This is a genomic window from Phytohabitans flavus, assembly GCF_011764545.1.
Taxonomy (GTDB): Bacteria; Actinomycetota; Actinomycetes; order Mycobacteriales; family Micromonosporaceae; genus Phytohabitans; species Phytohabitans flavus.
Map to the genome: position 1 here is coordinate 505,875 of NZ_AP022870.1, position 12,603 is coordinate 518,477.

Here is a 12,603-nt window from a genome sequence, read left to right on the forward strand (position 1 = left end):
TTCAGTGGGCGAGCAATCAACGTAGCGAGTCGTACGATTCTGGTCGGGCCGGAGCCCAGGGGTCAGGCGCTGCTTGGCATCGCGTCGCGCGCCGTGACAGCACCGTCCGGCGCCGGCGCGCCGTACGTCACGTCGACGCCGCGGAGCCGGGCGGCCTCGACGATGCCCGGCATGGCGCGTTCGGCGAGCGCGGCGATGGTGAGGGCCGGGTTGACCGTCAGCGCCCCCGGTACCGCCGACCCGTCGGTGACGAAGATGCCCGGGTGGTCGCGCAGCTCGTGCCGGTCGTCGAGGGCGGACGTGGCCGGGTCGTCGCCGATGCGGCACGACGCCAGTGGATGCACCGTGTACGCGCCGACCAGGTCATTGGTCCACGGCCGCACGCGGGCCAGCCCGTCCCGCTCGAGGATGTCCTTGACCGCCGCGTCGGACAGCGACCAGCCGCGCCAGGTGTTGGCGGTCGGCTCGTACCGCAGCGGCCCGTTGCCGAGCATCTGCTGGGACAGGCGGTTGGCGTTGCCGGTCTCCGGAGGCGGGCCGAAGACTCCCTCGTTGTCGTCCTCCGACATGGTGAAGATGGTCAGCCACGACTGCCAGCGGCTCAGCATCTCCTTCTTCTCCACGCCGAACCAGGTGGGTCCGGTCGCGTCCGGCACCTGGGCGAGGATGGTCCCGAGCCCCGGCGGGAAGTACAGCTGCTCGAGCGAGAAGCGCTCGTGCTCGGGGAGGCTGCCGTCGAGGCGGTCCCAGCTGGCGACGGTGGGGCCGCGGCCGATCTGGTACGCCCCGTAGGCGAGCCCGCCCTCCCGGGACAGGCCGAGCACGTCACGCACCCGGTCCTCGTCGAAGACCGCGGTGTTGAGGCGCTCCCCGTTGCCGGAGAAGTACCTGCCCACCGCGTGCGGCATGGTCCCGAGCTCCGGCTCGGAGCGGCGCAGGATCACCGGTGTCGCCCCGGCGCCGGCCGCGAGGATGACGATCTTGGCGTCGATCGCGTCCGCGTCGTGCAGGATCCGGTAGTCCTCGTCGTCGACGACCCGGTAGTGCACCCGGTAGCCGCCGTCGTCGTTCCGCGACAGGCGCTGGACCTCGTGCATGGGCCGGATCTCGGCACCGTGCGCCAGCGCCGCGGGCAGGTAGTTCAGCAGCAGGGACCGCTTGGCGTCGAACCGGCAGCCGGCCATCATCCAGTTGCAGTTCGTGCACATGTCCACGTCTACCGCCGACGGCGCCGGGTTGGCCGTGCGGCCCGCGTGCGCGCAGGCCGCCGCGAACAGGCCGCCGGCGTACGGCACCTTGTCCCAGGTCTGCTGGGTGACCGGCAGCGCCTCGGCGACCCGGTCGTACCACGGGTCGAGGGTGTCCCGGTTGATCGACGCCGGCCACATCCGGCGGCCGATGCTCCCGTGCCGCTCGAACGCGAACCGTGGCGCCCGCGGCATGGTGGCGAAGTACACCATGCTGCCGCCGCCGACGCAGTTGCCGCTGAGCACGCTCATGCCGTCACCCACGACGAAGTCGAAGATGCGCGTGTAGGAGGAGCCGAGGAGGAAGTCGTGGTCGAACTCCTCCGCGTTGAGCCACGGACCGCGCTCCAATACGACGACCCGGGCGCCGCCGGCGGCGAGGTGATAAGCCGCGATCGCGCCGCCGAAGCCGCTGCCTATTACGAGGACGTCGGTCGACTCTGTGGTCGTCATGCCGGGCTTCCCGTCGCTGTCGTGTTTGGGTGAATGGGGGCCAGTTGTCGGCCGTAGGAGAAATGCGAGAAGCGGTAGTAACCGTCGCTGTCGGGCGGGAAATAACCCATCAGCCGCAATCCCGGGTGGCCGGTGGCGAATGCGTCGGCGGTGCTCATGTGCGCCGCGCTGTCGAAGGCCATGTTGCTGAATAGCGCCAGCCCTACCCACATCGCCTTTTCCGGGTGGTCGGGTGCGGTGAGGATCTGCACAAGTGCGGTGCGGTGCTCGAACGGCAGCGCGACGAACTCGGGCACTTCGTCGTCGAGCGCCAGGCCGCGCTCGGCGGCGTACTCCCTGGCGTGGTCGTTGAGCGCCCAGGTGAGCGAGTCCAGCGCGCCGGCCAGCCCGCCGCCCGGCTGCTCCAGCAGCTCCACCGCGCCCGCCGCCGCCGCGCCCGGCCCCGGGGCCGCGCCCGCCACCGCGCGGTCACCCGGCCAGCGTTTCTCGCCGGGGATGATGGTATCGGCGAACGCTTCGATGGTGATCGTCCGGGCCGGGTCGGCCTCTGGGGAGTCGGATCCCAATTTCATGCCTCCTGTCCATGGGTTCGCGCCACGACCGGAGCGGACCTCAGCGTGATGCGCGGCGATCCGGAAATGGCCGGTAACACGATTCCCGTCCGTTTCCTTTGTTGCGCCGTTCACGATGTCGGGCCATTCCATCCGATGCGGATTCATCGTCCCGGGATAATCGCCATGGCGCATCTCCTGCATTGCCGGCCGGCGTGTGGGCGTAAAAGGACTTTCGAGCATCATCGGACACTGCCGCCGGGTACACGTTCTCGCTGCGTGCGAAGTATCGACGACCCCGTTGCTAATATCGCGCACGGGCGGTCAAGGTAGAGGTGCGCGCGGCCGGACAGGTCGCGGGGCGCCCTTCGCCAACCCGCAGGGAGTTCACAAAATGCCGACCGTACTGGGCTCGCTCCGCCGGCTAGCGTTGACGCCGTCGTTCGCCGATGTGACATTCGCCCGCCGGGGTTTCCGGTCGAAGAGACGGACGCCACCCGTCGTCTGGAGGCCATTCCGCAGTCGGTGATCTGCGGATTCGAATGGGGTATCGAGGTGCGCGACCCATGGGAGGTCGAGCGCCGCCTGGAGCTGGTCGAGGCGGAGATGCGCGGATTCGCGTACGAGGGGGCCACGATGGCCTTCACGGTCCGCGACGCGATGGCGGCCGGCCGCGGCCACCGGACCCGCGACCTGCTGCGTGGGCCGGCCGTGCCGCACACGTTCCTCACGTACATCGGCATCGGCTTCGCCATGGCCCGGCTGCCCCGTCCACTGTGGAAGAACGTGCTGCCGGACCTGACCGGCACGCCGTACTACCCCACGATGAGCTGGCTGGCCGTGGACGGGTACGGCTTCGACCGCGCGTACTTCCAGACCGACAAATGGGTCACCCGGCAGGAGCGGCCCGCGGACTATCCGTGGGAGGGCCGTCCCGAGTACTTCGGGCGCGCCGTCGACCAGGGCATCGGCCGGGCGCTGTGGTTCATCCACGGTGGACAGCCGGCCGCCGCCGCCGCGGCCGTCGACCGCTTCGCGGCGGAACGGCGCGCGGATCTGTGGAGCGGTGTCGGCCTCGCCGCCACGTTCGCGGGCGGGTGTGACGCCGCCGGCCTCGACCTGCTGCGCCGGGCCGCGGGTGAACACCGCGCGCACCTGGCACAGGGCGCGGTCTTCGCGGCCAAGGCCCGGGCCTTCTCCGGCTGCACGCCGGAGCACACCGAGGTGGCGGTGGGGGTACTGGCCCGGATGCCGGTCGCGGTGGCGTCCACGCTCGCCGACGACGTCGCGGTCGCCGGACTGGTCTCGGCGACCGTCCCGGACTACGAGGTCTGGCGCGAGAGGGTACGGGCCCGCTGCGCTGACCAGCTGGACGCCCGCGCCTGACCGGCCGGGCACCGGCGCGGGAGCCGACCGCTCAGGCCGACCCGTCGAGCATCGCGAGCAGCACCGGCGGATCGACCGGCCGGATCGGGGCCAGCCGCAGGTCGGCCGGGCGGACCCCGGTCCGCGGCCGGATGACGATCGGCCCGTGACTGCCGACGCAGAGCTCCCGTTCGCCGGCGTCCAGCACGTGGGTGGTGTTCTTGTGCTCGGCGGCGACCGAGTGCGCGAGCAGGTACCAGGTGCCGGGCGGGGCGTTCTCCAGCACGAAGGGGCCTGGCCCGGTCAGCACCGTGCAGGTGACCGGGAGGCTCTCGGGGATCCGCCCGGGGAACAGGCCCACGAAGACGAGCCCGGGGTCGTCGGTATGCGGTGCCCAGACGTCGCCGCGGATCGTCGCCATGGCCTCGACCGGGGTGTGCCGGCGCCGCCCGGTCGGGATGTGCGAGACCTTCCCGCCCAGCCGCCGGAAGCGGATGGGGGAGACGCCCACGGAGTTGCTGAAGCGGGTGCTGAAGGTGCCGACGCTGGCGTAGCCCACCTCGTGGCTGATGTCCGCGACATTCAGCGAGGTGGAGACGAGAAGCTCCTTGGCCCGCTGGATGCGCAGCGCGGACAGGAAGCGTCCAGGTGACACCCGGTGACCCGCTGGAAAATCCGGGTGAAGTGAAACTTGCTGAACATGGCCGTGCGGGCCATTTCCTCGACCGTGAGCGGCGCGGCCAGATTCTCGTGCATTCGCTCGATGGCTCTGTGGACCGCCTTCTCGATGACGTCGCTCATTCGCGGCTCCCCCCCGGGTTGGCATGGATTTCGTGCGTGTTAACAGCGGTCACGGCCTACTCCAGCCCGCGGCTCCGGGGGTCGATTGTGGGTACGGCGAAGCTACGGCTGCATCGCCGTCATCGTTTCTTGACCGCTACAAAAAAAGCCGAGGCCAGCGCCTCGCATGGGCTAGTCCCCCGTCTAGCCGCGCTAGCCCGTGAAATTGATGTTAAACGATGATGCGCCGAGCGGCTACGACTAATTCTCGTCAAGCCGCCAACGCAGATTTGATTTTTTATCCGGCGGCAGATCGGTGTCCAGCCCGGCTCGGCGCGGCGGTCTCCGCAGCCAAAGCAGCGCGATGACGACGGCGACCACGACACCGTCGACGACGAGAAGGATCGCGCTGAGCGCGTCGATCTGATGCTGGTGGGCGTCGATGGCGTCGGCGGTGGCCAACCGGATCGCCTCGTCCGGGGGCCGGGCGGCACGCCCGTGGCCACGCTGAAGCGGAGGCTGCCCGTGGCCTGGCCGCCCTCGGTGAACTCCACGTGGTACGCGATCGTGTAGTCGCCGCGCCCGCCGTCCGTGACCGGCTGGCGCAGGGTGCGGTCCCTGAGTGAGGCCGGCCCCGAGTTCACCGTCCGCCCCGCACCGTCCAGGACGGACACGTGGGACTCGCCGTCGAGGGGCGTAGCCGAGAACGTCAGCTCCACCGCCGCGGGCGTCGCGGGCAGGGCGGCCTGCGCCGGGGGTGTGCTCGCCGTGAGCCCACCGAGCGCCGGCGCGGCCGTGGGGGTCCACAGGCACGCGCCGGCGAGGGTGAGGATCAGCGAGGCCCTACCGAGCCGTCGCACGTCACGCGGGGGACGTCGCCGGCGACCCGGCCGGACGGGATTCGTACCTCGGTGCGCAGTTGCACGACATGGCCTGCATCTCCGCCCGGTTCGGCCGCAGGTGGAAGTACATCGCGATCATCATCGGGATGAAGACCACGGAGTTGTAGAACAGGTGCAGCTCCACCCGCGTGATGACGAGCTGGAGGATGCTGGTCGGTACGGCCTGGCCGAAGAAGTTCGTGCCGGCCTGCACCTGGATGAGCAGCAGCAGGTGCTCGATGTGGTGCCAGAACTGGATCGCGAGCGCCACGGTCCACCAGAACTTCGCCCGACCGGTGAAGCCAGGGCGGAGCAGGAAGAGGCCGACCAGCATCAGGATCGCGTAGCCGTAGTGCAGCCACTCCGACGTGACGAGCCAAGGGAAGTACTGGCCGAGGACGCCGCGGGCTTTCGGGCGCGCCATGCCCATCGCCCAGATCTGGTACGCCTGGACCAGGTGCTCGGCCCAGTGAGCGATGACCACCACCAGGTAGCCGGTGAGTGCGGCGCGGTGGTAGCGCCCGTTGATAGCCGCCAGGAAACCTGGCGCGGAGCTGGCCCGAGAGGTCGCCACGTGGTTCTCCAATCCGCTGGTCAGACCCGCCGTGCCGAGGCTAACGGCGCGTTCCGGCCCGTAGTTCTTCTGGATTGCTCTCTGTCGTCCAACCGCTTGCTCTCGGTTACATGTGGCGGTCAGCACGCTCGGAGAACGGCGCGGCGGTCCGCTGCCCGCATCCTGTGGTCGTGCCGCACGTCCGCAGGATCGAGGGGCGAACATGGGCTTGATCATGATTCGAGGCACCCGCCGGGCGCTGCCTATCCAGCTACGCCACGTCGCCCCGGTACGCCTGGAGGCGGCGCGCGGGCTGGTGGCCCGGGTGTACGAGCAGGTCGAACGGGACTTCGGCATGCTCGCGCCACCCATCAGCCTGCACGCTCCCGCCCCGGAGCCGCTGGCCGCCAGCTGGCTGCTCGTACGGGAGACACTGCTCGCCGCCGGTGCCGTCGACCGGGTCACCCGGGAGGTCGTGGCGACGGCGGTGTCGTCCGGCAACGCCTGCCCGTACTGCGTCGACGTGCACGGCGCGACACTGCACGGGCTCGCCCAGGGCCCGTACGCGGTGGCGCTCATCGCCGGCCGCCCCGAGGCGATCCCCGACCCGGGCGTGCGGGACCTCGCCGCGTGGGCGCGGACCACCGGCCTGCGGCGGGTCGCCGCCGGGCGGCCCATGCCGTTTCCCGCCGAGGTCGCGCCCGACGTCGTGGGCGTGGCCGTCGCCTTCCACTACCTCAACCGCATGGTGAACGTGTTCCTCGCCGAGTCGCCGTTCCCGCCCAGCCTGCCCGATGGGGCTCGGGGCGTGGTCCGGCGGGTGTTCGGGCGGCTCCTGGCGCCGATGGCCCGCGGTGACAAGACGCCCGGCCGCTCGCTGGAGCTCCTGCCGGCCGCGCCGCTGCCGGTGGACCTGTCGTGGGCGGCCGGGAGCCCGAAGGTGGCGCAGGCGTTCGCGCGGGCGGCGGCGGCCGTCGACGCGGCGGGCGAGCGGTCGGTGCCGGACACCGTACGGGACCTCGTCGCGGCGCGGCTGTCCAGTTGGGACGGTGAAGCGCCGGGACTGACCCGAGGCTGGCTCGACGGCGCGGTGTCCGGCCTGCCCGCCGCGGACCGTCCCGCCGGTCGGCTGGCGCTGCTGATCGTCGAGGCCTCGTACCGGGTGACCGAGGCGGACGTGGCGGACTTCCGGACCGCCCGGCCGGACGACCGGTCGCTGGTGGAGCTCGCCTCGTGGGCGAGCCTCGCCGCGGCCCGGAGAGTCGGCACCTGGCAGCGCGGCGACCAGCCGGACGCCCTGCCGTCCGTCGCGCACGAACCACCGACGGAAACACCGACAGTTATCAATTGAGCACGTTCAGATATTAACGTCGTGGCCCGACGCGCGCATGCTGACCAAGGCGCGCGCCGGACAGCCGCGCGCCGGACGCCGTCCCCGAGGGAGGACCCCGATGGCGCAACCCCGTACCACTCGCGTGCGGTCGACCGGACCCGACCTCGTCCAGGTCGAGCCGCGCGCCACCTCGACGTTCGTCAACGGGCAGTTCCCGCGGCGGCGCGGGTTGATCGTGGTGCTGAGCGTGCTCGCCGGCTTCCTGCTCACGGTGGTCTGGTCGGCGGAGTTCGTCGACAGCACGATCGGCGACAACGTGGCGAACACGCTGTTGGGGCACGACGCCAAGGAGACCCCATCGCCGGTGTGCTCGCCGGCATCGCGTTCGCCTTCGTCTCCGGCCTGGCCGGCACGTTCACCGCCTGCAACATCGCGGCGTTCGGCGCGGTGGCCCCGATGCTGGGCGAGGGTGGGCGGTGGAGCCGGCTGGCACAGATCCTCAAGCCGCTGGCGTGGCTGTCGGTGGGCATGATCGCGGTGTCCGCCGTCTACGGCGCGATCGTCGGGTTCGTGGGCACCTCCATGCCGCAGTTCTCCACCGCGGCGAACACGCCCGGCACCCTCTCCCCCGGAGCATCCAGTCCATGGTGGTGTTCGGGCTGATCGGGCTGGCGATGTGCTACATCGGGCTGGCGGCCTTGGGGCTGGTACCCGACCCGTTCGCCCGCATAGCGCGCCGCTTCCCGAACGCACCGATGGTGTTCATGGGCGTCCTGATCGGCGGGTTCCTGGTAGGACGGCCGTTCGCGCTGTTCCGGCAGATGTTCCGGGACGCCGCGGAGAGCGGCAACCCGCTCTACGGCGCGGCGGCGTTCACGCTTCAGTCGCTCGGCAACATCGTCGTGATGGCCGTGCTCTTCCTGATCTTGAGTGCCGTCGCCGGCAGCGGGGTGCGCCGGTGGCTGGCCGCGCGGCCGGCCCGGATCGCGGTGCTGACGGCCGTGGCGTTGCTGGTGGCCGGCGCCTTCACATTCCTGTACTGGGACGTGCGGCTGCTGGCCCGGCGCGAGATCCTCCCGTGGTACCCGACCGCGCCGTGGGCGTGACCCCAGCCCCCGCCAGCGCGGGGGAGTGACGGAGAAGGCGATGGTTGCCGGGCGGGTCATCTCATCCGTTGTCCAGCGACAGGTCAAGTACGTGGTGCCGGTGCCGCCGGCCGCCGCGCGCGACGTGGTGGCGGCCGTGTACCAGCAGGCGGCGGAGGAGATGCGGCTGGTGGTGCCGCCGGTCCTGCTGCACTCGCCCTCACCGCCGGCGTTGGCCGCGTACTGGGCGCTGATGCGCGAGCCGCTGATGACCGGGGGAGCGGTCGACCGCCTGGGCAAGGAGGCGGTCGCCGCCGCGGTGTCGGTCGCCAACATCTGCCCGTACTGCGTCGACATGCACAGCACGGGGATGTACGACCTGTCCACCGAGCACGACGCGGAGGCCATCGCCGCGGACCGGTTGGACGACGTCGCCGACGTCCGGGTACGTGCCCTCGCCAGTTGGGCCCGGGTCGCGCACCAGCCGGACGCGCCCGCGGCGGTGCGCCCACCGTTCCAGGAGGACGAGCGGGCCGAGCTCGTGGGTGTGGTGGTGAGCTTCCACTACCTGAGCCGGATGGTGAACGTCTTCCTCGCCAACTTCCTGCTGCCGCCGAGGCTCAGCCCCGGGCCCGGCGCCGCTTCAAGCACGGCATCAGCCGGGTGCTCAGCGCGTCGCTGCGGGAGATCCGCGAGCCCGGGCGGTCGCTGCCCCTGCTGCCGGACGCGCCGCTGCCGCCCGACGCGGGCTGGGCCGTCGGCAACCCCACCGTCGCCTCGGCGGTGGCCCGGTCGTACGCGGCGTTCGAGGCCGCCGGTGAGCGTGCCCTGTCACCGGCGGTACGGGCGCTGGTGCGCCAGCGGCTGGACGGCTGGCGCGGCGAGGAGACCGGGCTCAGCCGGGAGTGGTGCGAGGACCTCATCGCCGCGCTGCCCGAGCCCGACCGTGCCGCGGCCCGACTGGCCTTGCTGACCGCCCTGGCCTCGTACCAGGTGGACGAAGAGACCGTCCGGGAGTTCCGGCTGCGTGGGCACTCCGCCGCCGACCTGATCGACGCCGCCGCGTGGGCCAGCTTCACCGCAGCGCGCCGCGTGGGCGGCTGGCACCTGCCGGCCTGAGACACCGGGTCTTCATCCGGAGCGTGCGCAGAGCTACCGCATTATCAACGATCGATTGCGCCGGCCGTGCAGAAAATGAATAGTGGCACTCACCAGAATCGAATTTCTGGCATCGGCGAGCACGTCTGAAGAAGGCCCAGAGCACGTCCGGAGATGACGTGCGTTGCACCCTTTGCGAGGCTCAATCCAGCCCACTCTCCACGATGGGTAATTCGATGTTTGGGGGAGAGTTGACCGGTGTATGGCCAGCGCTGAGGCGCCGCATTCTGACACCTAACATGTCGGCGACAAGATTGGACGTCCGAGGATTCAACGAGAAAAGCCCAGCCGCCAAAGAGCTGCTGGAGCGGGTCGGCCGGACGTTTCTCACCGGTTACGCCTATGCCGCCGAGGCGCGGACGCCATTGGATGCGGAGGAACGCCTCGAAGAAATCCCGACGCGCTTTCGCGGATTCGCTTACGAGGGCGCGGCAATGGGATTCGCCGTCCGGGACGCACTGCCATTCGGCAGCGGTGGGCTTCTCTCCCGATTCATCGCCGGTCGCGGCGCGGCGCACATCTACATGGTCATCGTCGGGGTGGGTTGGGCCATGGCCCGGGTGCCCCGCGCTTCGTGGTCGAAGATCGCGCCGACCGACCCGCTGCTGCGGTGGCTCGCGCTGGACGGGTACGGCTTCCACCAGGCGTACTTCCGCACCCAGCGGTACGTGCACGAGCAGTACCGCGAGGAGCGGTTCCCGTGGCCCTCGGATGGGCCGAGGTGGCACGCCGACCGCGTCATCGACCAGGGCATCGGCCGGGCGATGTGGTTCGTCGGCGGCACCGACGCCGACCTCGTCGCGTCGATGATCGAGAAGTTTCCCGAGCAGCGGCGGGCGGACCTCTTCGCCGGCGCCGGGCTGGCCGCCACCTACGCGGGTGGGGCCGACGAGGCGGAGCTGCGGTCGTTCTGGGACCGCGCCGGCGAGTACCGGCCACAGGTCGCGCAGGGCGCCTCGTTCGCCGCGTCGGCCCGCGTCCTCGCCGGCCTGGTGGTGCCGCACAACGAGGTCGCGACCGAAGTGTTCTGCGGCATGGCGGTCGCCGAGGCGGCGGAGGTGAGCACCCGGACGCGTCCCGACGGACCGGTCCGGGGCGAGATCCCCGCGTTCGAGGTGTGGCGCCAGCGCATCGCCAACGAGTTCGTGTCGATCGGAAGGTGCTAGCACATGGCCCAGAGAGTTGGCTGGCTGCGCAGGCAGCTGCCCGGAATCGTCGCCTTGGCGCTGGTCGCGACGCTGTTCCAGGTGTCCCGGCTGCCCACCGCGACCGCCGCCGAGCTGGAGAGCATGGCGAGCAGGTACGCGTTCACGCCGATGTCGATCGCGATGCCGGGCGGGTACCCGCAGCAGACGATCCGCAAGGTGAACAAGGACTACAAGAACATCGACGCCTGGATCTCCTCCGTGGGCGCCGGCGTGGCGATGAACGACCTGGACGGCGACGGGCTCGCGAACGACCTCTGCATCACCGACCCGCGCATCGACCAGGTCGTGGTGACGCCGGTGCCGGGTGCGAGCGCCGGCCGGTACGCGCCGTTCGCGCTCAACCCCGGTGCGCTGCCGATGGGCGTCGCCATGGCGCCGATGGGCTGCCTGCCCGGCGACTTCAACGAGGACGGGCGGATGGACGTGCTCGTCTACCTGTGGGGCCGCACGCCGATCGTCTACCTGGCGCGGGCAGCCGAGGAGTCGGCCACCACCGGCACGACCGACCTCACCGCGGCGTCGTTCCAGGCCACCGAGCTCGTCCCCGGCGGACGCGGCCCGGACTACACGGGTCCACTGTGGAACTCGAACTCCGCCGCCGCGGACGACTTCGACGGTGACGGCCACCTCGACATCTACATCGGCAACTACTTCCCGCACGGCCCGGTGCTGGACGACACCAAGAGCACCGGCGTGGCGATGAACCACTCCATGTCCAACGCGTTCAACGGCGGCGAGGACTACTTCTTCCGCTGGACCGAGGCCACCGCGGGCGCGCAGCCCACGGCAACGTTCGAGATGGTCGCCGACGTGCTGCCCCGCAACGTCTCCAAGGGCTGGGTGCTCGCCTCCGGCGCCAACGACCTCGACGGCGACCAGCTGCCGGAGCTGTACCTCGCGCACGACTTCGGCCCCGACCGCCTGCTCTACAACCAGTCGACCCCGGGCCGCATCAAGTTCTCCCCGGTCAAGGCCGTACGCAAGCCGTTGGTGCCCAAGTCGAAGCGGATCGGCGCGGACTCGTTCAAGGGTATGGGCGTCGACTTCGGCGACCTCGACGGTGACGGCCTCTACGACATGTACGTCAGCAACATCACCACCTCGTTCGGCCTGGAGGAGAGCCACTTCGCGTTCATGAGCACCGCCAAGGACGTGGACGACCTGCGGGCCCAGCTCGGCAACGGCAAGGCGCCGTACGTGGACCGCAGCGCGCCGCTCGGTCTGGCCTGGTCCGGGTGGGGCTGGGACGTCAAGCTCGCCGACTTCAACAACAGCGGCTCGCTCGCCGTCGCGCAGACCACCGGGTTCGTGAAGGGCGAGGTCAACCGCTGGCCGCAGCTCCAGGAGCTCGCCATGGCCAACGACCTCGCGCTGGACAACCCGCACTGGTGGCCGCACGTGGTCGCCGGCGACGACGTCGGCGGCAGCCAGCGCATGCACTTTTTCGTCAAGGGCGAGGACGGGCGCTACGTGAACCTGGCCGGTGAGCTCGGCCTGGACATCCCGGTACCGACCCGCGGCATCGCCACCGGCGACGCGGACGGCGACGGCCTCCTCGACTTCGCGGTCGCCCGCCAGTGGGACGCGCCGGTCTACTACCAGAACGACAGCGAGTCCTCGGGTGCGTTCCTCGGCCTGCGGCTGACCCACCCGGCCGCGCCGGCCGGCGCCACGGACGAGGCGGAGAAGCCCGCGGCCGATGCCGCGACGGCGACCACTGGTGCGGCGACCGGCTCCCCGGTTGTCGGCGCCCAGGTGACGGTGACGACCGAGGACGGGCGCAAGCTGCTCGGCCGGGTCGACGGCGGCAGCGGCCACTCCGGCAAGCGCAGCCACGAGGTGCACATCGGCCTCGGCGAGAACGTCACCGGGACGGTGCAGGTGCACCTGCGGTGGCGGGACCGCGCCGGAGAGGTGCACGAGCAAGACCTACGACTGACCCCGGGCTGGCACTCGCTCGAGCTCGGCGCCCTGGCCCTGGAGAGGTGA

General features: G+C 70.8%; 13 protein-coding genes and 3 pseudogenes. 8 read left to right on the top strand and 8 right to left on the bottom strand.

The window, feature by feature from the left end; translation table 11 throughout:
- Nucleotides 1–62: 62 nt before the first annotated feature.
- Both Pflav_RS02240 and Pflav_RS02245 read right to left on the bottom strand, forming a co-directional pair.
- The gene (locus tag Pflav_RS02240) at nucleotides 63–1,700 is read right to left on the bottom strand and encodes an FAD-dependent oxidoreductase (RefSeq protein ID WP_173033344.1); all 1,638 of its coding nucleotides are present in this window, start codon (nucleotides 1,698–1,700) and stop codon (nucleotides 63–65) included.
- A complete protein-coding gene (locus Pflav_RS02245; RefSeq protein ID WP_377310875.1) occupies nucleotides 1,697–2,272 on the bottom strand; it encodes a DUF5987 family protein in 576 nt (191 codons plus the stop codon). Before Pflav_RS02245 ends, Pflav_RS02240 begins: the two co-directional genes overlap by 4 nt.
- Nucleotides 2,273–2,645: 373 nt before the next feature.
- Between Pflav_RS02245 and Pflav_RS02250 the strand changes: the two are divergent.
- A pseudogene (locus tag Pflav_RS02250) lies at nucleotides 2,646–3,637 on the top strand (DUF1702 family protein).
- Nucleotides 3,638–3,668: 31 nt separating this feature from the next.
- Here Pflav_RS02250 and Pflav_RS02255 read toward each other — a convergent pair.
- The 5 genes and pseudogenes from Pflav_RS02255 to Pflav_RS02265 form a co-directional block, all read right to left on the bottom strand.
- Nucleotides 3,669–4,271, bottom strand: coding sequence for a helix-turn-helix transcriptional regulator (locus tag Pflav_RS02255; protein WP_232070930.1), 603 nt, complete (start codon nucleotides 4,269–4,271; stop codon nucleotides 3,669–3,671).
- On the bottom strand, nucleotides 4,199–4,417 hold the full coding sequence (locus Pflav_RS48335; protein ID WP_415624302.1) for an AraC family transcriptional regulator: 219 nt from the start codon (nucleotides 4,415–4,417) through the stop codon (nucleotides 4,199–4,201). The genes Pflav_RS02255 and Pflav_RS48335 overlap by 73 nt, the downstream gene beginning before the upstream one ends.
- A gap of 240 nt (nucleotides 4,418–4,657) precedes the next feature.
- Nucleotides 4,658–4,858, bottom strand: coding sequence for a hypothetical protein (locus Pflav_RS44645; protein WP_232070931.1), 201 nt, complete (start codon nucleotides 4,856–4,858; stop codon nucleotides 4,658–4,660).
- A 53-nt stretch (nucleotides 4,859–4,911) separates the two neighbouring features.
- Nucleotides 4,912–5,256: pseudogene (locus Pflav_RS48340) on the bottom strand (copper resistance CopC family protein); the annotation flags it as partial.
- A gap of 1 nt (nucleotide 5,257) precedes the next feature.
- Complete coding sequence (locus tag Pflav_RS02265; RefSeq protein WP_173033347.1) at nucleotides 5,258–5,851, bottom strand: hypothetical protein; 594 nt, start codon at nucleotides 5,849–5,851, stop codon at nucleotides 5,258–5,260.
- A 202-nt stretch (nucleotides 5,852–6,053) separates the two neighbouring features.
- Here Pflav_RS02265 and Pflav_RS02270 point away from each other — a divergent pair, with 202 nt between their 5' ends.
- From Pflav_RS02270 to Pflav_RS44655, 3 genes are all read left to right on the top strand, one after another.
- Nucleotides 6,054–7,181 (top strand): carboxymuconolactone decarboxylase family protein, encoded by a 1,128-nt coding sequence (locus Pflav_RS02270; RefSeq protein ID WP_173033349.1) that lies wholly within the window; start codon nucleotides 6,054–6,056, stop codon nucleotides 7,179–7,181.
- A 348-nt stretch (nucleotides 7,182–7,529) separates the two neighbouring features.
- Complete coding sequence (locus Pflav_RS44650; RefSeq protein WP_232070932.1) at nucleotides 7,530–7,826, top strand: hypothetical protein; 297 nt, start codon at nucleotides 7,530–7,532, stop codon at nucleotides 7,824–7,826.
- Nucleotides 7,808–8,269 carry a hypothetical protein gene (locus Pflav_RS44655; RefSeq protein ID WP_232070933.1) on the top strand — a complete coding sequence of 154 codons (462 nt, stop codon included), beginning with the start codon at nucleotides 7,808–7,810 and terminating at the stop codon, nucleotides 8,267–8,269. The genes Pflav_RS44650 and Pflav_RS44655 overlap by 19 nt, the downstream gene beginning before the upstream one ends.
- Before the next feature lie 61 nt (nucleotides 8,270–8,330).
- Here Pflav_RS44655 and Pflav_RS47090 read toward each other — a convergent pair whose 3' ends face one another.
- On the bottom strand, nucleotides 8,331–8,462 hold the full coding sequence (locus Pflav_RS47090; protein ID WP_269474451.1) for a hypothetical protein: 132 nt from the start codon (nucleotides 8,460–8,462) through the stop codon (nucleotides 8,331–8,333).
- 54 nt (nucleotides 8,463–8,516) lie between these two features.
- Between Pflav_RS47090 and Pflav_RS48345 the strand changes: the two are divergent.
- The 4 genes and pseudogenes from Pflav_RS48345 to Pflav_RS02290 all read left to right on the top strand — a co-directional run.
- Nucleotides 8,517–8,657, top strand: a pseudogene (locus Pflav_RS48345) (carboxymuconolactone decarboxylase family protein); the annotation flags it as partial.
- Between the two features lie 254 nt (nucleotides 8,658–8,911).
- Nucleotides 8,912–9,367 (top strand): hypothetical protein, encoded by a 456-nt coding sequence (locus Pflav_RS44660; RefSeq protein ID WP_232070934.1) that lies wholly within the window; start codon nucleotides 8,912–8,914, stop codon nucleotides 9,365–9,367.
- 215 nt (nucleotides 9,368–9,582) lie between these two features.
- On the top strand, nucleotides 9,583–10,572 hold the full coding sequence (locus Pflav_RS02285) for a DUF1702 family protein (protein WP_173033351.1): 990 nt from the start codon (nucleotides 9,583–9,585) through the stop codon (nucleotides 10,570–10,572).
- 3 nt (nucleotides 10,573–10,575) lie between these two features.
- On the top strand, nucleotides 10,576–12,603 hold the full coding sequence (locus tag Pflav_RS02290; RefSeq protein ID WP_173033353.1) for a CRTAC1 family protein: 2,028 nt from the start codon (nucleotides 10,576–10,578) through the stop codon (nucleotides 12,601–12,603).